General features: G+C 51.2%; 19 protein-coding genes. 12 read left to right on the top strand and 7 right to left on the bottom strand.

The annotated features are described in order from the left end of the window. The first annotated feature begins 291 nt into the window (after positions 1-291). Positions 292-2,937 carry a DNA gyrase subunit A gene (gene gyrA / locus LPA02S_RS04885; RefSeq protein WP_056956118.1) on the top strand — a complete coding sequence of 882 codons (2,646 nt, stop codon included), beginning with the start codon at positions 292-294 and terminating at the stop codon, positions 2,935-2,937. 102 nt (positions 2,938-3,039) lie between these two features. On the opposite strand, the gene LPA02S_RS04890 is transcribed toward gyrA, so the two are convergent. From LPA02S_RS04890 to LPA02S_RS04910, 5 genes are all read right to left on the bottom strand, one after another. Continuing rightward, entirely contained in the window at positions 3,040-3,882 is an 843-nt protein-coding gene (locus LPA02S_RS04890) for an ECF transporter S component (protein WP_082405251.1), read from the bottom strand. After that, positions 3,858-5,537, bottom strand: a complete 1,680-nt coding sequence (locus LPA02S_RS04895; RefSeq protein WP_056956119.1) for an ABC transporter ATP-binding protein — start codon at positions 5,535-5,537, stop codon at positions 3,858-3,860. The genes LPA02S_RS04890 and LPA02S_RS04895 overlap by 25 nt, the downstream gene beginning before the upstream one ends. Further along, the gene (locus LPA02S_RS04900; protein ID WP_054648394.1) at positions 5,534-6,538 is read right to left on the bottom strand and encodes an energy-coupling factor transporter transmembrane component T; all 1,005 of its coding nucleotides are present in this window, start codon (positions 6,536-6,538) and stop codon (positions 5,534-5,536) included. The genes LPA02S_RS04895 and LPA02S_RS04900 overlap by 4 nt, the downstream gene beginning before the upstream one ends. 154 nt (positions 6,539-6,692) lie before the next feature. Next, entirely contained in the window at positions 6,693-7,952 is a 1,260-nt protein-coding gene (locus LPA02S_RS04905; protein ID WP_056956120.1) for a DUF4430 domain-containing protein, read from the bottom strand. Continuing rightward, on the bottom strand, positions 7,945-9,705 hold the full coding sequence (locus LPA02S_RS04910; RefSeq protein ID WP_056956121.1) for a hypothetical protein: 1,761 nt from the start codon (positions 9,703-9,705) through the stop codon (positions 7,945-7,947). Before LPA02S_RS04910 ends, LPA02S_RS04905 begins: the two co-directional genes overlap by 8 nt. A gap of 386 nt (positions 9,706-10,091) precedes the next feature. On the opposite strand from LPA02S_RS04910, the gene LPA02S_RS04915 reads away from it, so the two are divergent. The 4 genes from LPA02S_RS04915 to rpsR all read left to right on the top strand — a co-directional run bounded on the left by LPA02S_RS04915 (position 10,092) and on the right by rpsR (position 12,456). After that, positions 10,092-11,003: a Gfo/Idh/MocA family protein gene (locus tag LPA02S_RS04915; protein WP_056956122.1), complete on the top strand. Its 912-nt coding sequence runs from the start codon at positions 10,092-10,094 to the stop codon at positions 11,001-11,003. Positions 11,004-11,246: 243 nt separating this feature from the next. Continuing rightward, positions 11,247-11,543: a 30S ribosomal protein S6 gene (gene rpsF / locus LPA02S_RS04920; RefSeq protein ID WP_054648386.1), complete on the top strand. Its 297-nt coding sequence runs from the start codon at positions 11,247-11,249 to the stop codon at positions 11,541-11,543. A 35-nt stretch (positions 11,544-11,578) separates the two neighbouring features. Next, the gene (gene ssb, locus LPA02S_RS04925; RefSeq protein WP_054648384.1) at positions 11,579-12,154 is read left to right on the top strand and encodes a single-stranded DNA-binding protein; all 576 of its coding nucleotides are present in this window, start codon (positions 11,579-11,581) and stop codon (positions 12,152-12,154) included. Positions 12,155-12,219: 65 nt separating this feature from the next. Further along, positions 12,220-12,456 carry a 30S ribosomal protein S18 gene (gene rpsR / locus LPA02S_RS04930; protein ID WP_054648382.1) on the top strand — a complete coding sequence of 79 codons (237 nt, stop codon included), beginning with the start codon at positions 12,220-12,222 and terminating at the stop codon, positions 12,454-12,456. Between the two features lie 49 nt (positions 12,457-12,505). Here rpsR and LPA02S_RS04935 read toward each other — a convergent pair whose 3' ends face one another. Together LPA02S_RS04935 and LPA02S_RS04940 are read right to left on the bottom strand one after the other, a co-directional pair. Next, positions 12,506-13,618, bottom strand: a complete 1,113-nt coding sequence (locus LPA02S_RS04935; protein ID WP_056956123.1) for an acyltransferase family protein — start codon at positions 13,616-13,618, stop codon at positions 12,506-12,508. A gap of 141 nt (positions 13,619-13,759) precedes the next feature. Further along, entirely contained in the window at positions 13,760-14,635 is an 876-nt protein-coding gene (locus LPA02S_RS04940; RefSeq protein ID WP_054648380.1) for a LysR family transcriptional regulator, read from the bottom strand. Positions 14,636-14,757: 122 nt separating this feature from the next. Between LPA02S_RS04940 and LPA02S_RS04945 the strand changes: the two genes are divergently transcribed. The 7 genes from LPA02S_RS04945 (at position 14,758) to LPA02S_RS04975 (ending at position 21,645) form a co-directional block, all read left to right on the top strand. Next, positions 14,758-15,672, top strand: a complete 915-nt coding sequence (locus LPA02S_RS04945; RefSeq protein ID WP_054648378.1) for an acyltransferase domain-containing protein — start codon at positions 14,758-14,760, stop codon at positions 15,670-15,672. Then, complete coding sequence (gene mdcA / locus LPA02S_RS04950) at positions 15,672-17,315, top strand: malonate decarboxylase subunit alpha (protein ID WP_056956124.1); 1,644 nt, start codon at positions 15,672-15,674, stop codon at positions 17,313-17,315. Before LPA02S_RS04945 ends, mdcA begins: the two co-directional genes overlap by 1 nt. 99 nt (positions 17,316-17,414) lie before the next feature. After that, entirely contained in the window at positions 17,415-17,714 is a 300-nt protein-coding gene (locus LPA02S_RS04955) for a malonate decarboxylase subunit delta (RefSeq protein WP_056956125.1), read from the top strand. Beyond that, on the top strand, positions 17,704-19,380 hold the full coding sequence (mdcD, locus tag LPA02S_RS04960; protein WP_056956126.1) for a biotin-independent malonate decarboxylase subunit beta: 1,677 nt from the start codon (positions 17,704-17,706) through the stop codon (positions 19,378-19,380). Before LPA02S_RS04955 ends, mdcD begins: the two co-directional genes overlap by 11 nt. After that, on the top strand, positions 19,374-20,009 hold the full coding sequence (locus LPA02S_RS04965; protein WP_056956127.1) for a malonate decarboxylase holo-ACP synthase: 636 nt from the start codon (positions 19,374-19,376) through the stop codon (positions 20,007-20,009). Before mdcD ends, LPA02S_RS04965 begins: the two co-directional genes overlap by 7 nt. Next, positions 20,009-20,788 carry an alpha/beta fold hydrolase gene (locus LPA02S_RS04970; protein WP_056956128.1) on the top strand — a complete coding sequence of 260 codons (780 nt, stop codon included), beginning with the start codon at positions 20,009-20,011 and terminating at the stop codon, positions 20,786-20,788. The genes LPA02S_RS04965 and LPA02S_RS04970 overlap by 1 nt, the downstream gene beginning before the upstream one ends. A gap of 11 nt (positions 20,789-20,799) precedes the next feature. Beyond that, positions 20,800-21,645 carry a triphosphoribosyl-dephospho-CoA synthase gene (locus LPA02S_RS04975; protein ID WP_056956129.1) on the top strand — a complete coding sequence of 282 codons (846 nt, stop codon included), beginning with the start codon at positions 20,800-20,802 and terminating at the stop codon, positions 21,643-21,645. Positions 21,646-22,103 lie beyond the last annotated feature (458 nt).

Here is a 22,103-nt window from a genome sequence, read left to right on the forward strand (position 1 = left end):
GCAGCTCGTTTCCATACGCACGAGTAGCGCGGCGTAGTAGCATTTACCAGTTAACTTAGCGGTAATAGCGGGAAGCCCGCACTTGGCTTCCTGTTCGCAACTGCTTATGCGGCGCTTTCTGGACTGCGCAGCTCGTTTCCATACGCACGAGTAACGCGGGAGCGCAGTAGCGTTTACCAGCTAACGTAGCGGCAACGGCAATGAAGCCCGGGTTGGGCTGCATTCCCCAGCACTCCGCACCACCCAATTCCACGTAACTAACATCAATACCCGGTTGGAGGAAATTAACAAATGGACAATTCAGGCGATCACCGCATTGAGACCGTTAAACTGGTCCCAACGATGCGTAAGTCATTCCTGGAATACGCGATGTCCGTCATCGTGGCGCGGGCGCTGCCCGACGTTCGTGACGGGTTGAAGCCCGTGCAACGGCGGATTCTTTATGGGATGAATGAATTAGGCGTGACGCCGGACAAACCGTACAAGAAGAGTGCGCGTATTGTCGGTGACGTTATGGGTAAGTATCACCCCCACGGTGATTCTTCCATTTACGAGGGGATGGTCCGCATGGCGCAGGACTTTTCCTACCGTTACATGCTGGTCGACGGCCACGGTAACTTTGGCTCGGTCGACGGTGACGGGGCTGCCGCTATGCGTTACACCGAAGCCCGGATGAGCAAAATTACGATGGAAATGCTGCGGGACATCAACAAGGACACCATCGATTGGCAAGATAACTACGATGGGACCGAGAAGGAACCGGTTGTATTGCCGGCTCGCTTCCCGAACTTGCTGGTGAACGGGGCAACGGGGATTGCCGTCGGGATGACGACGAACATTCCGCCTCACAACCTGGCGGAGGTCATCTCCGCTTTGCACGTGCTGATGGATAACCCAGACGCCACCACCGCGGACCTCATGACCGTTTTGCCGGGACCTGATTTCCCTACTGGCGGGATTGTCATGGGTAAGTCGGGAATTCGTAAGGCTTACGAGACTGGTCAGGGTACGATTACCTTGCGGGCCAAAGTTGAAATTGAGACCACGAAGACCGGCCGCGAACGCATTGTCGCCACGGAAATTCCGTACATGGTCAACAAGGCTAAGTTGGTTGAACGGATTGCTGACCTGGCGCGGGATAAAAAGATTGACGGTATCACTGACGTTAACGATGAGTCTGACCGTGAAGGGATGCGCATCGTGGTCGATGTGCGTCGGGACATGAGCGCTAGCGTTATCCTGAACAATTTGTACAAGATGACACCTTTGCAGGTCGGTTTTTCCTTCAACATGGTCGCCATCGTTGATAACGCACCGAAGACCCTGTCGCTCAAGTCCATCCTGGAATATTACCTGCTGCACCAAGAGCAGGTTATCCGCCGGCGGACCGCCTTTGACTTGAAGAAGGCCGAAGCGCGCGAGCACATTTTACAGGGGTTGAAGATTGCCCTTGACCATATTGACGAAATTATTAAAATCATCCGTAGTTCGCAGACGGGTGACATCGCGAAGCAGCAATTAATCAGTCGTTTTGATTTATCCGATAAGCAAAGCCAGGCCATCCTCGATATGCGTCTCGTCCGGTTAACCGGTTTGGAACGGGACAAAGTCGAGAAGGAATTGGCCGACGTGTTGGCTAACATCGCTGATTACAAGGATATTCTGGCCAAACCAGAACGTATCCACCAGATTATCTACGAAGAACTGCTGGAAATTCAGAAGAAGTTCGGGGATAAGCGGCGGACGGAAATCCAGGTGGGCGATATTGCCAGCATCGAGGATGAAGACCTCATCGAAGAGGAAAACGTCGTGATTGCGCTGACCCACAATGGGTACGTGAAGCGCGTGCCTGCCGCTGAGTTTAAGACCCAAAACCGTGGTGGTCGTGGTATTCAGGGGATGGGCGTTCATGATGATGACTTCATGGAACACCTGATTTCGACCTCAACGCACGACATTTTGCTGTTCTTCACGGACGCTGGGAAGGTTTACCGCATGAAGGGGTACGAAATTCCTGAGTACGGACGGACGGCCAAAGGGTTGCCAATCATTAACTTGCTGGGGATCAATGCCGACGAGAAGATTCAGGCGGTCATTACGGTGCCACGTGACCGTGAGGGTGAACACTACCTCTTCTTTGTCACCAAGCAGGGGATCGTCAAGCGCACCGCCGTAGCGGAATTTGGTAACATCCGGCGCAACGGGTTGATTGCGATTAACCTCAAGGATGACGACCAGCTCAACAACGTGATGCTGACGGAAGGTAACGATAACATCCTGATTGGGACGCATAACGGGTACTCCGTCACGTTCAACGAGGGTGCTGTACGTGGCATGGGTCGCTCTGCGGCTGGTGTGCGCGGTATCCGTCTGCGCGACGGTGACTACGTGGTTGGTAGTGACATCATGCGGGCCGGTAGCGATGTCTTTGTTATCTCCGAAAAGGGGTACGGTAAGCGGACCCCCGTCGATGAATACCCAGTCAAGGGTCGCGGCGGTAAGGGGATCAAGACCGCGAACGTCACCACGAAGAACGGGCCGCTGGCAGGTGTCACTACGGTGGACGGTTCCGAGGACATCCTGGTGGTGACGAACGCTGGGGTTATGATTCGCTTCCAGTCCGGCAGCGTTTCGCAAACTGGCCGGGCAACGTTGGGTGTCCGTTTGATTCGGGTTGATGATGATACCAAAGTGGCATCGATGGCTAAGGTATTACCAGATGAGGATGATCCTGAAGGTGCCGATACCACGCCAGTTGCTGGTGACGGTGCCGAGATGGCAACGGACACGGCTGACAACACTGACACCGCGGAAACTACGGTAGCGGACGGAACGGACGAGGACACGAGCGACGTGGACGAACTGGTCCGTCGTGCCGAGGCGGACACGGACGACGATGCAATCAACGGTGATGATACCGACGATAGCGACGAATAATAATTAAAAAAAGCAGCAGCTCCTGCGCGTTTTGATGCAGGTGGCTGCTGATTTTTGCGTTTCTTCATTGGTGATTGGGGATGTGATGGTGCTGGATGAGCGTTATGCGTCGCGGTTAATGAGACCGTACTTCACCTTCACGCGCTCTAGTCGTGTCAGCATCGGGCGGGCGAGTACCCACAAAAACATGAAGGTGGAAATCGCGTGCACGGCGTCCATGGGTGCCCCCGAGATGTAGACGGCTAGGAGTCCCTTCCAGGTTGGGGTGGTGGTAAACATTAGTAGTGCGGCGGGATTCATGATGAGGCCGTAAATACAGAAAATACTCATGAAGCCAAAGGTACTGAGGGCCACCCGGTGTGTACGGAGCCAACCCCAGCGGTAGAAGAGGCCGGCCGCCAAGCCAATCATGCCAAATGCGAACATCTGCCATGGGGTCCATGGCCCCTGGGTAAAGAAGAGGTTGGAAACCAACGCCGTCATGGAGCCCACCAGAAAACCAGTTTCGGGACCAAAGGAGATGCCGCTAATAATGACGATGGCGGCCACGGGCTTAACTTGCGGGAACATAAACAGCGCCCCCCGGCCCGCCACACCTAAGGCAATCAACACCGCAATCACCATGAGTTCCCGTGTTTGCGGCCGCCGGTCCTCGAACACCATGAAGAATGGGACTAGGGCTAGGACGAGCATTATTAGGCTGACTGCTAGGTACTGGCGGTCACCGATACGCCACCCCCACCAAATAACGAGGGGCATCATGACTAGTACAACGCCGAGTTTGCACCAGGTCCGCCAACTGAGGGGCTGCCCGCCATGGGGTTGGATCCAGCGGTTGGTGGCGAGCGCCGTTGTATTGATCGGGGAGCTCTGCACATGTGCGTCAGCTTTGCCCTCCGTCTGGTCATGGTAAAACGCCGCTAAGAACGTGTTGCGTGCAGCCATGTGCTCACCTCCCTCACGGTAATGGCGTCAGGACACCAGCTATGCACCAGGCGGTTTGCCGCCGTGGTGTAGAAGCTGTTACCCGCAAAGAAGCGGCGGGTAGGCTGTACGGTTGCTAACTGCCCGTCAAAAAACAGGCCCACCCGGTCAGCGTGTTCAGCGACAAACGTCAGGTCGTGCGTGACCAACACGATGGTCACGCCCTCTTGGTGTAGTTGTGTGAGGATGTCCCCTAATTGGCCCTTATTAACCGCGTCCAGGCCCTTAGTGGGTTCGTCGAGTAACAATACCCGTGGACGGAGGAGAAGCACCTTAGCGAGCGCGAGACGCTGTTGCTCGCCACCACTCAGGTCGTATGGGTGGCGGTCCAACAAATCGGTGAGACCAGTTAAGTCCGCCATGCCGGAGACCGCCGCGTCTTTGCTCATCTCCAGGTCGTACGCAGGAGTGGTGCGCTGTCGGTGTCCATCAATGACCTCGTAAAGATCCTCCCGAACGGTTGAACGGACGAATAAACTTTGCGGGTCCTGGGGCAGTACACCTAGGTTGTGGTGGTACAGCTCGGCGTCGGCGTAGCGTGCTAGGCGCTTGCCGGCGAGGTTAATGTGGCCCCGGTAAGGTTGGTAGATGCGCCCCAGCAATGATAGCAACGTACTCTTACCGCTACCGTTACCACCAACAATCGCCAGTGTCTCGCCGCCATAAACGTCTAGGTTGACGCCACGGAGGACGTCGGGCCCGTCCTGATCGTAGCGGAACCACAAGTCACGGGCCCGAATCAGCGGCTTGCCGGCGGGCTCGGCGGGCGGTGCAAAGTGGCTAGCAACGGGTAGGCTTTGGTTAGCGAGCCACTGCTGCCCGGTTTTGATGGTCAAAGGTAGGTTGTCTGCCCGGCGTAAACCGGTGGTGGCTGCGTAAACCCTGGTGGGAGCGGGTAATTCCGCCGTGAGCGCGTGGTGATCAGCATACAATGCTTGGACAACTTTGCTGGCGCTGCCCGCAACGGTAATTTCACCGCGCGTCATGAGGGCGACCTGGTCGGCGAGTGGCAACACGGCGTCGAGTCGGTGTTCGGCAATCAGGATGGTGGTGCCCAGGTCCTGGTTGAGTTTTACCAGCGTATGGATGAAGTCGTCGGCCGCAATAGGGTCCAGCTGGGCGGTGGGTTCATCAAGAATTAGTAACGCGGGCCGTAGCACCATGACGCTGGCTAGGTTCAGTAACTGTTTTTGCCCGCCAGAAAGGGTGCTCACGTCGCGGTGGAACCATTGGTGGATGCCAAAGTAGGCCGCCATTTCGGCCGTCCGGACGCGAATCTCGTCCTGTGGCACGCCCAGGTTTTCCAACCCGAAGGCCAATTCGTGCCAGACTTTGTCCGTCACAATCTGGGTGTCGGGGTGTTGCTGCACAAAGCCGACCTGCAGTTGGTGTGGACGGACCGTCACGTCCGGCGACCACGTAACGGTACCGGTGTGTGTGCCGGTTGGCCGCAGCGCGGGGTCTAGTTGCCGCAGCAGGGTCGTTTTGCCGCTACCGCTTTGGCCAAAGAGTAACGTGATTTGGCTGTGGGGTAACGATAGGTCGACGTGTTTAAGGGTCGCCGGTTGGTCGGGATAGGCAAAGGTGAAATCGGTCACCGTTAATAGGTCGGTCATAGGCGGGCCCCCTCTTGAGTAGTGTGGTACTTTCGCTGGCTGTCAGTGGTGGGAACGCGGAAGTAGTCGGGCAAGGTGGCGTGGGCCGTTCCCGCGTGGCCGACTTTGCGCCAACGCCAAGCAGCGAACAACCTTAGTATGAGTGGTAACCAAACCAGGACGGTTGCGGCCACTAGCCCCAACATGCTCAACGGCGTGAGGTGTGCGCTGGCAAACCCGGTCACCATAATGGTGGGATTATACTGCGCCATGAGTTGGTGCGTACTGATGGACACGACGAGGAGCACAGTTAGTAGCAGAATCAGCCCCACCAGCAGCCATTCACGGGTGCGCATACGGTAAATTGCAAAGCTGGTGCGGTGGTGCTGCCCGTATCCCCGAGCCTTCATGGAATCAGCCGTGGTGATGGCGTTCTCTAGCGCCCACGTCAGCATGATTGACCAGATGGTGACCCAGGCGTGCGGGCGACGCCACAAGCGCACCTGCCGCGGGGCACGGCCGAGACTTTGCTGACCGTGACGGATGGTACGGAATTGCCGTTGAAACAGCGGCACAAAGCGAAACACCATGGCTAGCACCAGCGAACCTACGGGGAGAATCCGCCCAAATAAATAGACGAATTTATCACGGGTCATCACCAGATTGATACTGACAAACCAATTGATGACTACGGCCAAACTGAGGGCGAGTATCACGCCGTAAACAATGGCTTCGACGGTGATGGAATTGCCGTCGTTAAGCACGACGAGCGGGGTCACGCCGTAATGGTTAAACGTGGGGTTCAAAACGGCCACAATCAGCATGCCGGGGATGACAAAGGTGAGGTTGAGGCGTAGCACGTGGCGCCACCCACGGAGACTGGCCGCGTAAGTCATGGCGGCGAGGTAGCTCATGATCAGTATTACGGGATGGAGGCAGAAGGTGGCGATGCCCACCACGGCCACGTAGTAGAGCGCATTAACCAGGGGGTGGCTGTGAGCAAAGGAATCGCGTTGAATCATGTTGTCACCTTCCTAGTCGTGATTAATTATGTATGCATGTACACCAAACCAGTATGATTTGCGTACATGCGGCGGTGATGAACCGGATTATTTCCCGGGAAATAATCCGGTTAGTGGTGCCATGGATGTGAATATTCTGTTTTCGGACAGCCAATTATTGACTGTCACCGACGTCCGCACCCAGGTCACACGTGTAGACCCACTGGATATTGGACCCATTTTTGAGCGTAGTGTATTCCGAGGAACCGTAATTAGGGAACCAGCCGTCAACTTTGTACATCCATCCTGACAGGTTACCAACGTCAAACTCGTACAGATTGCCTATACCCTGAATGTAGTACGCACCGTAAGCCGGCGTGTACTTAGATTCCATCTGAATTCCTCGGGCCTTAGTTACCTGCACTAGCGCGTCATAAACTGAAGCAGTCTTGGAAATAGATACCTGGGTGGGCCTCAGAATCCACCCGCTACTAGGCACCAGGCTTTTTTTGTTTGTCGCTACTTTGTCCATGTTTTGTAGGATGGTGCTGGTACTAATCGACATAGTGACCGTGATGTGGTTGCTATCGTTGCTTGATGACTTAGTGTCGTTGGCATTACCCGTAGATGATGAACCGTTGCTGGCGGTACCGTTGCCATTGTTATTGGTAGTTGATGTGTCGCTGGAAGCACCGCCAGCAGCGTTGTTGGTGGCTTCTTGCTTGGTCTGACTAGTAGCCGATTTTTGATCATTTTTGCTCTGGTTGTCCGCCGACTTGCCCTGACCAGTTGTGGACGTAGAGGCAGCCTTAGTGCCTGATTTGGCCTTACTTTTAGCGGCTTGAGCCTGTTGCTTGGCCACCGCTTGGTTGTACCCGCCGACCAAATAATAAGTGCCATCGACGCTAGTAATACGTAGCTTGATTGTGGTGCTATTTTGGCGAACGTGTACGGTCGCGTGTGCGTCGTTGAGGGTGCGCAACTGGCCGTGCTGCTTTGCAACCAACTTTAATGTATTGGCGTGCCATTTTTTGGGGATGGTGATGGTGAGTGTGGGGCTCCCGGCAAGGTGAAAGTCCTGTAGCCGGAAACCTAACGCAACGGGTGCATTATTGGCCGCACGTTTGATTGCATTAAGTCCGGTAGTGGTAAAGGTAATCCCAAGTTTTTGGCGGGTAGGATTTTGTATTTGCAGAGCGGAGTACGCCCATTGATATTTGATGTGGTGATTGCTACCAGTGAAGTAGTAGGTACCCGTTTTACCCTTAATCGTGGCCAGTTGGTTTTTGGTAATGGTGCCCGCTGCGGATAATTTGGTGGTGGTACTTAACGGTTTAGTGGCGGTAGTTTGGCCATTGGCGGTATTCGTACCACACGCAGTGAGAATTAACGTTAGGAGTATAATGCAGCGCACGAACCAACGACGTTTATTCATGTTTGTGCCCCCTACCTAAGTGGCGTCGCCAGGAATAAACGGCGCTGAACAGGATAATGAGTACGACGAGGGTTGTCCATAGCAGCACGTAATTAGTACCGCCATTTGTCTTAGCTGCTTGAGTGTCCTTTTTGCTGGCCTTTTGGGATGAAGTTGAGCCCTTAGGTTTGTAGTTCTTACTGCTAAATGTCCAACCCTTGCTGTGGGACTTTTTCTTGGTGGTTTTACTCTTGGTCGATGGGGCGCTAGTACCAGTTGTGGCCGCTGTAGCAATGGTTCCACCTAAATTAGCGGTAGTGGTGGTAGGCACACTGGTTGATTTGTTAACGGCCCGGCCTGCTAATACTGTTTGCGGATTAACGGGTGCAGCGGAGCTGGTGGTGAAACCCGCGCCTTTAGTTGGTTGGCCGGTCGTAATGCCCTGCCCATTCTTTGACTGGGGGTGCTTGTCCCCGCTGTCTGTGGAAGTACTATTGCCGTCGCTAGTAGTGGTGGTTGCTGATTGCGGGGCGTCTTTTTTGTCGTTATCAGTCTGCGTATTTGTTGATGGCTGCTGATTGGTCTCCGTACCCGTGCTACTATCCTGGTTTGAAGGAGTAGTGTCGTCACTTTTGTCGCTACCGGAATCAGTATCGCCCGAGTTGTCGGGGGCGGTTTGGCCGGTTGTAAGGGTAGTATCACTCATATTATACAGACTGGTGGCCCCAGTGAGGTAGCGCCGGTAGGCAATCAGGGCGTAGTAATCCTGCTCCGTCGCCATGCCGTTCACGGTCCCGGTTTTAGCCGTACTGTCCGTAAAGGTATACATAAAACCACTGCCGTTGACGTGGTAACTAAGCAAAGCCGTAACGGGGTTGTTACCGTTATGGTCGAATTCACCGCTGGTTGGGTTAATGCCGAGGGCAGCGAGGGCAGTTACCACCTGCGCGGTACTGTTCGAGTTGACGGTACCCCATGAGGTATACGAACCGTCACTATTTTCCATGCTGGCGAGGACACCCACCCCTTTGTCAATCGCGTTGGTGACCGCGTGATTGGCATCCACGCTGGTGTTCTTAAACGGAGCGAGGGCCTGTAACGCCATGGAGGTGATGTCGGGATCGGACTTTGAGCCGAACAGCGCCCAGCCGCCATCGCTCAACTCCTTACTGATGATGTAATCCACCAATTTCTCCTTGGTGGTGTAGTCCGTAACGCCGGCAGGTTGCGTGAAGTGGTACTGGGGGTTGCTGTTAACCGCAATGAGGGCAAAAATAGCTCCGTTAATACCTTGGTAAATAGTCTTTTGGTAGTCACTCAAGTAATCAAATAGGTCGTAACCCCCAATGCTTTGGGCATTAATCCCCAGTGCGGTGAGCGCAAGCGTGACTCGTGAGTACTCGGTGTAAGCGTTGGAACTTAACTCGCCGTTATTTTCTTTGAGGTAAGATGCAATGCTGTTGTAGTAATTAGTGTATAGTGGCAGCGCGGTTTTGGGATCATCACGAGCTAAATCCATGATCATCCACTCGCTACCGTACAACTGTGTGCTGCTATCGGCGTCAGCAAATCTTCCCTGTACGTAGTTACGCGTTTGGCTTAGCGCCGAGTCAATGGCCGTTAAGCTAGCGTCAACGGTACTTGCGGATGTGGTAGCAGTGGCCCCAGTCTCAGCCGCCTGCACGAGTTGTGGGCCGCCCAAACTGACGACCATTGTGACGATAATGGCCCAAAAGGCGACGACGCGCCGCCAGCGATGTTGTTGTTCCCCCATAAGTATCAACCTCTTTTATGTATTTAGTGGGCACCACGGATGGTAACCACAAGCTACCATTAAGGTTAAATGCACCATATGTAGTTGTCAACGTAAAAAGCACACACTATATCTTGTGGATAACGGTGTGGGTAAGTTGCCCGCATGTTATTTTCAGAGGTATGTAAGCAAGGATGGCACGGGTTCCCGGAGCAACTTTGTACAATTAAATCCTGTGGGTAACCGCAGTAAAAAAACTACGTCCGGGCATCATTATTGGATTACTAAGCGCAGAAATTGTGCGCCCAAGTTGCACGGAGCGCATTTGGTGGTGGTGGTGGTAAACTAGTAGCAACGAAAAGCGGTCACAATGTGGTCGACAACAAACATGCTCACGGAGGTACATTATGCAAAAAATTGGGGTTATCGGCTTGGGTAATATTGCGCAAAAGGCGTACTTGCCGTTGATGGCGGGGTTGCAGGATCAGTATGAGTGTCACCTCGCGACACGTAACCAGACCAAAGGTGAGTACCTGGCCGGCCGGTATGGGTTTCAGCACCTCCACCAAACGTTAGACGAACTGATTGCTGAGCAACCCGCCGCGGTTTTTGTGCATACACCGACGAGTACCCACGTGGCCGTAATTGAAAAGTTACTCCAGGCTGATATTAACGTGTATGTTGATAAGCCGGTGGCCGAAGATGTGGACGAGGTCCGTCGTCTGTATGCTTTAGCGGACGAGCGGGGACTGTTACTAACCTGTGGCTTTAACCGCCGCTTTGCTCCCGCACAGCGCCGACTCAAAGATATGCCCGATAAGCAGCTGGTGATGGCCACCAAGGACCGTAATTTTATCGAGCAGGATGCCCGCTTTGCCATCTTTGACCTCATGATTCACAACGTGGATACGGCTGCGTGGCTCCTCGATGAGCCCATCACCGACGCCCGCGCTCGCGTGCTGACTGACGCGGCGGGTAACTTGATGCAGGGGTACCTCGAACTGACTACGGCGCACAGCCAGGGCTTTGTGTCGACCAACATGGATGCAGTTAATAGCGAAGAGGTAACGGTGACGACTCCCGGATTGCGGGCCCGTGTAACCGACCTCGCGCACAGCGAATTGCGCGATGGCAACGGGTCGACCAGCCTGGAGCGACCGGGCTGGGAAACTACGCTACGGACACGGGGCTTCGACGCGCTGGTGCAGGAGTTCCTGGATGCGGTGGCCAATGGTGGGGCCAACCCCGTGAGCCCCGAGTCCAGTATCCGCAGTCACGAACTGTGCGCTTTGCTAGTGGATGCAATCGACGCCCAGTAAGCCCAGTGATAAAAAAGTTGGGCACGTAGTAGTCGTTACGGGCCCCTTTGCGAAATGACCTTACACAACCGTTAATAAGCGTACGCGACGTCTAGATGTGGTCCGTACCCACCGGATGTATTTGCGACTAAGTGCCAACTATGGTAAACTGCTAGATTGTGAGTAAGTAGCCATCAGGCTACGTTTACTCCTTGCTCGCGGCATCGACCGTGGGCCCAAGACCATAAGGAGGTGAAAAGTCAAATGGCTGAAACTAAGTACGAGATTACCTACATCATTCGTCCAGATATCGACGAAGCTGCAAAGACCGCACTAGTGGAACGTTTTGACAATGTTGTAAAGGATAACGGTGCTACCATCGTTGATTCTAAGGACTGGCAAAAGCGCAAGTTCGCTTACAAGATTGGCAAGTACACTGAAGGTACGTACCACATCATCAACGCTACTGCTGAAGATGACAAGGCTGTCAACGAATTTGATCGTCTTGCTAAGATCAACAGCGACATTCTGCGTCAGATGATCGTTAAGCGCGAAGACTAATCTGGGAATCGACCCAGTCATAGGGGGACGAAGGAATGATTAATTCTGTCGTATTAGTTGGTCGCCTGACCCGAGAGGTAGACTTACGCTACACCCAGAGTGGTGCGGCGGTAGCGAGCTTCTCGGTGGCCGTTGATCGGAACTTTACCAATCAGCAGGGTGAACGGGAAACCGACTTTATCAACTGCGTTATGTGGCGGAAAGCCGCTGAAAACTTCGCAAACTTTACGCGTAAGGGTTCCTTGGTGGGTATCGAGGGCCGGATTCAAACCCGGAACTACGAAAACCAGCAGGGCCAGCGCGTGTACGTGACCGAAGTGGTGGCGGACGACTTTAGTTTGCTGGAAAGCCGGGCCACGACCGAAGCACGGCCGCGTGAAACTGGTGACGCCAACAATAATCGTTCTTTCAATAATCAAGCTGCTCCACAGCAGCAGGGTGGTCAGACGGGCGCCCCGTCCGCAGGCTTTGGCAATGACGGTAGTCACAATACTGCTCAACCAAGTAGTAGTGCTGCCAGCCAAGACCCGTTCTCCAGTCCCGATCCGTTCGCTAACAACAATAATGGTAGCGGCTCGATCGATATCTCGGATGATGACTTACCCTTCTAATAACAGCACCGGGTGGCATTGCGCAGCAGCGTGATGACCCCTGACTATGAGAAGGAGTGATTTCAATGGCACAGCAGCGTCGTGGTGGCCGTCGTCGTCGTAAAGTCGACTTCATCGCCGCAAACCACATCGAATACATCGATTACAAGGATACCGACCTTCTGCGTCGGTTTATCTCCGAACGTGGTAAGATTTTGCCACGTCGGGTAACCGGTACTTCAGCAAAGAACCAGCGTAAGCTTACCGTCGCTATTAAGCGTTCACGGATTATGGGTCTACTGCCATTCGTTGCAGAAGACTAAGCATAGCAAGAAGCGCCCCGCCGAATGGTGGGGCGCTTTTTTTAGGTACTCAAGCAGTGGCTGATTTAATAATCATTGGTTTTATTCGTGACCAGATTGCATGCAGGCCAAACGCAGAGGCAAAAGAAATGCACCAGGTTAAAACGTATAGGAGCAAGATACCGACCCAAGCGTTGGCGCTGGTTAAATTCCTGCCAAATAATAGCCACAAGCATTCTGACCAAAAAACGTTAGATAGATAGGCTTTATAGGCAAAACCAGCAAACTTATGCACGAAATTGGTAAATGGTAATTGTGCCTTGACTTGGTACAAGCAAAGCGCGGAAAATAGGCCAATCGCTGCTAGGTCGTATAGCGTCATTGATGGCTTGTAATAGGGCGCGTTGCCTAAGTTGATTGGAAACCCGTAGCTGAATAGTTCATGATTGGTCCACCAGAATGTGGCTATGAATATTACGGCGATTGCGGGCCACCACTTCATGATGAAACTGTTGAAGTGTGAGCGATATTGCCAAGCCAGCATTCCAAATACACCGTAAATGAAGAAGCTGATGAATAAGCGATCAAATAAATACCAATCGCGTACGTGCGGGCCGGTAAATACTTGCGTGTCATAAAACCATAGCCATAATGCTGCGATAGCTATCGTTGTGCAGGCTATGATAATTCCGCGCTTAGTGTGTTGACCACACCAGCGACCAATTGCCCAAAACAGTGGCATTAAAATTATGAATTGCAACATCATGGTGTTATACCACAAATGCGGTGCGGCATTCCCGTTAACAAAATGCCAGATAAAGGACCCTAAATTGTGGTATCGATTAACTTGTTGCATCTGCGGCATGACCAACAGGTAGATAAACGTCCACCAAATTGTAGGCACAAACAAAGCATGCCACATGTTTTTAAGATATTGACCATATGTCAGTTCATAATTATTGATGGTTGTGCGTGTGGTTGTGTAAAGAATCCCAAAAATAAAGGCCGGCGCAGTGTATTTGACTAGGTTATACATGACACCAATACCAGTTTGTGCGCCAATGCTAGGATTAGTCGTCAAGGCATAGCTCATAATGGGTTGCGACATCACAGCAGTACAGGCGCCTAGCTTCAGATAGTCGCCAATATCAGCGACCGGTTCAAGCGGTTTAGTCTTACTCATTTAGTTGTCCCACCTTAGTTCAGATTTGTGAGGGCCGATCGGCGGGAGCTGTCGGAATCAGTTTAACTAGTTGAACGAATAGTTGCAAGCTTTTACTTTTGGGATGGAGCCGTGTGTTCGTGGGGATATTATACCAACCGGTTATATCTTCAAAGCTTTTGCTCTGGCTGATACAAACAGCGTGACTAGCGCATTGGCAACTTTGCGCGTACGTACATCTTCAGTAGGCTGTCCCTCTGTGAGGTAAATGGTCCGAAACGGTGGGTCGGGAGTGATTCGTGCTATATGTAGCTGTTTGCCCGCCTCGGCCCAAGTCACAGAGGGAATAAAGCCAATTCCAATTCCAGCAGCCAACATGGCACGAATACTGGCGGGATCATCGGATTCGTACTGGAAGTTCAAGTGTAAATTGAGTTTACTAAAATAATGGTCCAGGGTGTCGCGAAGCGGAGTGTGGTAGCCTAGTGAAACGATAGGCTTGCCAACCAATGAAGACGGTGAAATATAGGCAGAATCCGGCTGTTGAGGGGCTGAACTACCAATGAGAATTTCTTCACTCAATAGGGGAATTGAGCGTTGGCCCCGACGTGGGGGTCGTGTTGAGATGGTAAAGTCGAAGTCGCGGGTTTCGTTAACCGCCGTAATTCGTTGGGTTAATTGAATCGGAGTATCAGGGAATATAGAGTGGATAGTCTTGATGATGTCGGGTATTAATGCTGAAGCGACTTCAACTAGGAGACGAATCGGCTGCTGACTTGTCGAGGGTTTTGAGACGGCGGCAATGCCCTCCTCAATTTGGTCGAGGCCGGATTCCACAAAGCTGAGAAAAACGCGACCCGTATCGTTGATTTGTATACCACGCCCGACACGGTTGAAAAGCGAAACGCCAAGTTCTTTTTCTAATTCTTGAATCATTTTGGTCATTGCTGGCTGACTGATAAATGCTTGCTGAGCTCCCTGGGTGATGCTACCAGCTTGTGCAGTATAAACGAATCCTCGCAGTTGAGCTAAATTCATAGTTGCCCCCAATACATAACCGTAGATTATACATATAAGATAAAATCATTATACAACGCTATCTTTCTGACTTAAAGTTTATGCGTGAGGGCGATCGGATCACAATAGAGAGAGGGTCAATCGTGAATTCATTATGGATATTTCCTGGTCAAGGAGGGCAAAGCGCTGGAATGTTGAAACATGTGGATGCAGATTTGCGTCAGCATGTGGAGAGTTTGTTAGGCGTTAAACTTTACGATTCTGATGAAGCTTACCAGGACTCAGTGCAGTTACAACTTAGCATCGAGTTGTTGCAGGTAGCGCAAATCAATGCTATGCGTGAAGCTGGCCTTAAGCCGCATCTTGTTGCCGGACATAGTTTAGGGGTGTTTGCTGCGGCTTACGCCATTGGGAGTCTTGGCCAGGACGACCTGTTCCGTGTGGTTAAGCGACGCGCTGAGCTAATGCAGGGAGCTTATCCGCAAGGGTATGGGATGGGCGTAGTCGTTGGGCTAAGTCGTTCTGAGGTTGAGGAGCTCGTGTTACGAGTGAATAACTCAGCACATCCGGTTTATGCATCTAACCAGAACGCTGAAGATCAAACGGCACTGTCTGGTGATTTATCTGCAATTGATCAGGTAATTACTTTAGCCAAACAAAGCGGGGCTAGCCTCGCCCGTCGACTTATGGTGCCGGTACCTTCGCACTCACCGTTAATGTCAAAGGTTGGTACTCAATTGGCGACTACGATGAAGGACGTTCCACTGGAAAAGCCGGCCGGTATTTACCTGACGAATTATTCTGGACGTGCGGTCCGGCAAGCCGCGGCGATGCGAGAAGATCTCAGCTATAACCTGGCACATCCTGTATATTTTGAGGCCATGATGGGTGTTGCGCACGATTATGAACCTGATAGTATCGTTAACTTTTCGCCTGGCCGACCTTTTAGAAAGGTTTTGGGTCAAAAGTTTGGTGATCTGCGCCAGGTCAATCTTGATCAGATGAATGTATCGGATGCAGTGTTTTTGTTAACTAAATGGGAAAGAGGTACTTTCTAATGAGTGAAGAACGTGATTGGACAACGCATCGCGAAGCTAAAGCAAACAAGCTATCAGCAATTAGTAATCTTATCGATGGTAAGTTTGCAAGAACCACTGATGCAAAGACCGTTTTAGAGGGGTTAATTGCCCCGGGTGACAAAGTCGTTCTGGAGGGCGATAACCAAAAGCAAGCGACATTCCTGTCGAAGATGCTGGCCTCAGTTGATCCGGCAAAGGTTCATTACTTGCACATGATTATGAGTAGCATTTCCCGACCAGAACATTTGGATATTTTTGAAGATGGTATCGCCTCCAAGATGGATTTCTCCTTTGCTGGCCCGCAAAGCACAAGGGTTTCGCAAATGATTGCTGACGGCACTTTGCAGGTTGGTGATATTCATACCTATCTTGAATTATATGCTCGGCTCTATGTTGATTTAATTCCCAATGTTGTTTTAGTCGCGGCAGACAAAGTTGATCACGAAGGTAATTTGTACACTGGATACAACACCGAGGAGACGCCAGTAATCGTTGAATCCGCCGCCTTTCATGATGGCATTGTGATTGTTCAGGCAAACGAAGTCGTCGATAAGTTGCCAAGGGTTGATATTCCTGCTGACTGGGTCGATGTAATCATTCCAGCGGATGAACCTTACCAATTGGAGCCGTTGTTCACCCGTGATCCTCAGAACATCACCGAGTTACAGATACTGATGGCGATGATGGCTATTCGTGGGATTTACGAAAAGCACAATGTTCAATCCGTTAACCATGGGGTCGGGTTCAACACAGCGGCCATTGAACTGTTATTGCCAACATATGGCGAACGGCTTGGTCTGAAGGGAAAGATTGTGCCTAACTGGGAAGTTAACCCGACGCCCACACTGATTCCTGCAATCGAATCAGGTTGGATTCAATCCATTCATTCATTCGGTGGCGAAGTAGGCATGGAAAAATACATTGCGGCTCGTCCTGATGTTTTCTTCGTTGGTAAGGATGGCACAATGCGCTCTAACCGAGCTTTTGGACAGATGGCTGGGCAGTACGCATTAGATATGTTTGTTGGCTCTACGCTGCAAATTGATCAGTACGGGAATTCCTCAACGGTGACTAAGGGACGGTTATCCGGATTCGGTGGTGCCCCTAACATGGGTTCCAATCCAACCGGACGTCGTCACTCTACGCCTGCATGGCAGAGTCTACGACCGGATAACGATCCACTGGGTAAAGGCCAAAAACTGGTTGTACAGATGGTCGAAACTTTTGGTTCCAACAAGCGACCGGTATTTGTTGACTCACTTGATGCTGTTGAAGTGCGCAAGGAAGCCAAACTGCAGAACGTGCCCATTATGATTTATTCCGAGGATACAACGCACATTGTCACCGAAGAAGGGATTGCCTACCTGTATAAAACTGATTCTATGGCCGAACGACAGGCGGCAATTGAGGCTATCGCTGGCGTTACACCAGTTGGTTTGCGATCTGATCCAGCTGTGGTGAAGGATCTGCGGGCCCGTGGTATTGTGGCCTTCCCAGAGGATCTTGGTGTCAATCGCAATGAGGCGACAAGGTCATTACTGGCCGCTCGGAATATGGAGGACCTTGTGAAGTGGTCTAAGGGGTTGTACAACCCACCAGATAAGTTTCGGAGTTGGAGCTAAAGAGTGTGCTGGCAGTATTTAGTGAGTACCAATAACTGCTAGTTGCTAATTTAAGCGTGCTTATGGTTGTATCCAGCCTAACGGGAGAGGAGTTCCATCATGGAAAAATTACATTTTAACTATCAAGCAACGCAGTCAATTGAACATCCAATTCACATTGGCGTTGTTGCTTCCGGAGACCTTGAAGTGATTATGAAGCCAACGGATAAAAAAGAGTCTGAATTAAATATTGTGACTGGTAGTGATGGGTTTAAGGAAGTTTGGCAGAACGTGCTGAACCGTTTCTTCGCACGGTACCCATTACTAGCTGAAATTGAAATCAATGATTTTGGTGCCACCCCAGGTGTTGTTAATCTGCGACTTACTCAGGCAATGGAGGCGTTGAAAGATGAGCAATAGTTTTGTTGAATTGCACGCTCGCCAGCGCGCAGAAGTGTTACTTGATACGGGTACCGCTCGTGAATTAATTGGTCCTTTTGACAACATGATTTCCCCACATTTGGAGCCCCAAAACATCGTTCCTGAAGCGGATGATGGTATTGTGGTCATGAAAGGGCAGCTGAATAAAAAGAATGCCGTAATCATTGCCATTGAGGGTGCTTTCCAAGGTGGCGGTATTGGTGAGGTTTCGGGTGCGAAGATTGTCTCCGCGTTAGAACATGCCTTAGCCGATAATAAGGCTGGTAAGACAATTTATCCGGTGATTATACTGGATACTGGTGGTGTTCGTCTGCAGGAAGCTAACTACGGGCTACTTTCAATTTCAGAAATTCACAACGTGATTATTGCGTTGAAGCAATACGTTCCGGTTATTGGTCTAGTTCCTGGGCGCGTGGGCTCGTTTGGTGGGATGTCTATCACTAACGCGCTACTTTCATACGTAATTGGCACCGATAAGGCCCGTATCGGTTTGAACGGGCCAGAAGTGATTGAGCAGGAGGCTGGCGTTAAGGAATGGGATTCTTCAGATAAAAACCTGATCTGGAACACGTTGGGCACTAAGCAACGCCAGGCGACCGGTATCATCGATGAAGTTGTCGATGATGACGTGAACGCATTCCGGACAGCTATCATTGCTGCGGTTAATGAAAAAAAGGATTCCTATCGAGATCGACGGGGAGATTTCTACTTGACCCTACTTGATCAACTCGACCCAGAGAAGCCTCTAGATATCACGTCATATAATCATTTATTCAATCAAGTCGTTGCCAAGCCGCATCATTTAGAACCCGCAACGAGTGGTATTCATCCCGGCACTAAATCGCGCGGACGTAACTGGTTTGAATTACTCACTGGCATAAAAAACGCACAAAGTGATGTGCCGACGGTCCTGCACGCCCGGGCCGACGGACGTGAACATGTGGCAATCGTGCCAGATGAAAATAACCGTTTTCCAAGGGTTCGGCACGGTGAAGCAGGTCTGGAGGAAGGTTACACCGTGGGTAATGTGGTTAATGATTTAATCGCAGCTGATACGGACAAACCAATTGCTGATAAAACTCCAATCGTAATTGTGGTTGATGTCCCTAGCCAGGCATACGGTTACAAGGAAGAACTGATTGGAATTCATATGGCACTTGCTTCTGCGGCTAGCGCTTACGCACGGGCTCGTCAGGCCGGCCACAAAGTTGTTTCATTTATTCCTGGGGATGCTGTTTCGGGTGGTTTCTTAACCCAAGGACTACAGTCCAACCGGTTGGTCGCACTCGATGATCTAGATATCACAATTCAGGCGATGAGCAAGGCGTCTAGTGCCCGAATTACTCAGCGTACAATTGCTGAGCTGGAAGAAGCAACGAAACACGTGCCCGCAATGGCGTATGACATTGAAAATTATCAAAAATTGGGTTCTTTGTACAAATTGATTAAGGGCATTAAAGGATATGATTCTGACGACAATGCTGTTGCTACAGTCAAAGCAGCGCTTAATGATACCTTCAAGAGTCTAGAAGATGCACCGAGCGACTTGTCCTTCCGTTACACCAATGACATCGCCGTGAATGGTGAAAGTGGTGGGCGTAAGGCTACTAACAAAGTTCGCGCCATGATGGATCAGCAATGGTAACTTTAACACCGCACACACTTGTCCGGCTTAAGGCAATTAATGGTTTAACTAGCACACTGCCGTTGCCTGATTGGGCCACATCAATGTTAAATGAGACGCCGTACGTAATTATAAGGCGGGGTGCCCAGGCCGACCGGATTCCGGTTGGCCTTCGTGGCTATCAAAAGTCTCAACGCTTTGCTGCCTTTGTACCTACCACACAATTGGCAGAAGCCATTACCCCACAAGAGGCCTTATCACTTTTACCCCAGTTGGATGCTGCACGTGCCCAACTACCAGCATTTCAAAAGCTCAAATCTGTACGACCACTTCTGGAAGGATACGATTGGGGAGTCGGTGGGAGCTTGCAATTTGAGTTGGTTACGGGCTTAAAAATGGCGCGTGCAGAATCCGATGTGGATGTGATTATGACCCGACCTGACAGGCCAATGTCGGTAGTGAGCGCCCAAGAGTTAATTTGGCAACTACAGGAACTAGCGGGAGCGCACGCAGATATTCAGGTTGTACACGGTCAAAACGGATTTTCACTGGAAGAATACGCACAGCATCGTGACCGGCGAATTATGATAAAAACGGCCAGCGGACCGCAATTAACGGCGGATCCATGGCACTTTGTAGGTGAAAACTAATGCAAAATTCCTTTTCTACGACCAATTTGGCTATATCGGTCGTAGGTGATGGGCGACCAGTCGTCTTTGTTAACGGCTTTGGCAGTTACAAGGAAATCTGGACGGCACAAGTGGCGGCGTTCAGACGTGGTGTTCAAACAGTTTGCTTTGACTATCATGGTCAGGGTGAGTCCGCGGGAGTAATGGCGACTAATTTGGAGCAATTAGCGGCAGACCTCGCCCACGTCATCCGGCAGCAAAAGCTCGTAAGACCGCTGCTGGTTGGGCACTCTATGGGGGCCAGTGTGATATGGGCAATGCGCAGGCAGTATCCGGAGCTAATGGTTAGCGGCATAATGGTTGTCGATCAATCTCCCAAAATGATTAACGATGCCCAGTGGCGGTATGGGTACAGGGGGTTGACTTCTAGGACGGCTACTGTTCAGCTACAGCAGCCGCGCCAAGGCCACGAAACATTACGTGGTATGGTGCCGGCAGTAACGGACGCCTTCATTCGTGCGGAGAGCCACCGTCCGTTTGACCGTGAGCAGGGAATGAAGCTGTTGTCAGATCACTTTCAGGCTGATTGGCGGGCTCAAATTGTCGCCGAGAGAGCGCCGGTATTGTTTGTTACGGCAGCGCAGACACCGTATTTCAACAATGGATATGGTCAATGGTTAAGTAGTCGCAACCCACAGGTACACGAAGTAATGATTCAAAATTGTGGTCATGATGTCATGGCCGAAGTCCCCGACTCATTTAATCAAACGTTGCGTCATTTTATGTTGCAAAACAAGTGAAAGGATTTTTTATGTCGTCATTCTCCGTTGCCCAACTAGCCAATTTTGCTACCCGTGCTTTGATCTATGAGGTTAGTGTTAACCCCAAACCGGGATTAGTCGACCCGGTCAGCTCCGGTCCGCATCCAGATATGACTGTTTTTACATTTATTGACTCGAGCCTGAGTCTGCAACCCTACTTGCAACTTTGTGCTCAATTGGGGGATTCGTGGACCGCCGAGCTACCTGGATTGTTTAAGGAATTACGTTCAGCAGGGGTCAAGGCTGAGCAAGCGATGTTTTCTGCGACTGGCGGTATTAATACGCATAAGGGTGCTATTTTTTCGCTAGGAATTTTGACGGCAGCTACGGCTTATCAACAACGGCATCCGGAACTGATGGTGCCACAGGTAGTTAAAACTATGCTGGCAGGATTATCTGATAGTGACTTTTCCGATGTGGCCGCAAAGCCTGCTACTGCGTTAACGGCGGGGGAAAGGCTGTATTTGGATCATGGTATAACCGGCGTGCGGGGTGAGGCCGAGGCAGGCTTTCCCAGTGTCTTCAAAGTGGGTCTGCCGACGCTTCAACGTGCACAAGGGACACTCAACGAGAGGCTACTTGATAGTTTGCTTTCGATTTTGAGTCAGTTCACCGACACTAACCTCATTCATCGTGCTGGAACACTATCTATCTTGCCAGTGGCTCAACGACAGGCTCTAGCCATATTGAGGATTGGTGGTACGCACACAACAACGGGAAAGATGCTGTTGCGGAAGATGAACACTGATTTTATGCAGCAAAATTTGAGTCTTGGTGGTTCGGCTGATATGTTGATTTTGACTATCTTTATGGCGTTTGTTGAGGAAAGTATATAGAAGTAACTGTTTAACCTAGCTGACAAGTTACTACGATTAAGTTCTTATTTGCGCTTTTAATTGTGCAGAGGAATAAGTATAGCAAGAAGCGTCTCATCAAGTGGTGGGGTGCTTTTTTGGACCGTTCGATTATCGTAATTGTTTCGTGCGAAACAATGCGTAGGTTGGGCCGGTAAGCTGTGGCTTCTACTGTGTTGCACCCCGGTAGTGGTAACCACTCTGGCGTCGAGCGTCTGTAATAACTGGATGGATTAATAATAGAGTAGTACGTTTCCTGCCTTGATTCTGGGGCTATGACATAGTTTAACGCTCTGGCCAAATCTTGAAGTGAGGAGTACCGGCAAAGTGATGGTGGTGTGAAGGCGTCGTGTCCGGAGACGCGGTTGTTACATTAGTGTGAGGCCGCGTTGGTTGAACCGGCGAGCGGAGGCGTGTGGGGTCGGAGTGGTAACCGCTGC

Source organism: Lacticaseibacillus pantheris DSM 15945 = JCM 12539 = NBRC 106106 (assembly GCF_001591865.1).
In the GTDB taxonomy this organism is placed as follows: Bacteria; Bacillota; Bacilli; order Lactobacillales; family Lactobacillaceae; genus Lacticaseibacillus; species Lacticaseibacillus pantheris.

Coding starts and splice junctions, on each gene's coding strand:
- LPA02S_RS04955 (WP_056956125.1), top strand. CDS start 17,415: ATGGAAAAATTACATTTTAACTATCAAGCAACGCAGTCAATTGAACAT.
- rpsF (WP_054648386.1), top strand. CDS start 11,247: ATGGCTGAAACTAAGTACGAGATTACCTACATCATTCGTCCAGATATC.
- LPA02S_RS04895 (WP_056956119.1), bottom strand. CDS start 5,537: ATGACCGACCTATTAACGGTGACCGATTTCACCTTTGCCTATCCCGAC.
- rpsR (WP_054648382.1), top strand. CDS start 12,220: ATGGCACAGCAGCGTCGTGGTGGCCGTCGTCGTCGTAAAGTCGACTTC.
- ssb (WP_054648384.1), top strand. CDS start 11,579: ATGATTAATTCTGTCGTATTAGTTGGTCGCCTGACCCGAGAGGTAGAC.
- LPA02S_RS04965 (WP_056956127.1), top strand. CDS start 19,374: ATGGTAACTTTAACACCGCACACACTTGTCCGGCTTAAGGCAATTAAT.
- mdcA (WP_056956124.1), top strand. CDS start 15,672: ATGAGTGAAGAACGTGATTGGACAACGCATCGCGAAGCTAAAGCAAAC.
- LPA02S_RS04940 (WP_054648380.1), bottom strand. CDS start 14,635: ATGAATTTAGCTCAACTGCGAGGATTCGTTTATACTGCACAAGCTGGT.
- LPA02S_RS04890 (WP_082405251.1), bottom strand. CDS start 3,882: ATGGCTGCACGCAACACGTTCTTAGCGGCGTTTTACCATGACCAGACG.
- mdcD (WP_056956126.1), top strand. CDS start 17,704: ATGAGCAATAGTTTTGTTGAATTGCACGCTCGCCAGCGCGCAGAAGTG.
- LPA02S_RS04970 (WP_056956128.1), top strand. CDS start 20,009: ATGCAAAATTCCTTTTCTACGACCAATTTGGCTATATCGGTCGTAGGT.
- LPA02S_RS04975 (WP_056956129.1), top strand. CDS start 20,800: ATGTCGTCATTCTCCGTTGCCCAACTAGCCAATTTTGCTACCCGTGCT.
- LPA02S_RS04915 (WP_056956122.1), top strand. CDS start 10,092: ATGCAAAAAATTGGGGTTATCGGCTTGGGTAATATTGCGCAAAAGGCG.
- gyrA (WP_056956118.1), top strand. CDS start 292: ATGGACAATTCAGGCGATCACCGCATTGAGACCGTTAAACTGGTCCCA.
- LPA02S_RS04900 (WP_054648394.1), bottom strand. CDS start 6,538: ATGATTCAACGCGATTCCTTTGCTCACAGCCACCCCCTGGTTAATGCG.
- LPA02S_RS04910 (WP_056956121.1), bottom strand. CDS start 9,705: ATGGGGGAACAACAACATCGCTGGCGGCGCGTCGTCGCCTTTTGGGCC.
- LPA02S_RS04935 (WP_056956123.1), bottom strand. CDS start 13,618: ATGAGTAAGACTAAACCGCTTGAACCGGTCGCTGATATTGGCGACTAT.
- LPA02S_RS04905 (WP_056956120.1), bottom strand. CDS start 7,952: ATGAATAAACGTCGTTGGTTCGTGCGCTGCATTATACTCCTAACGTTA.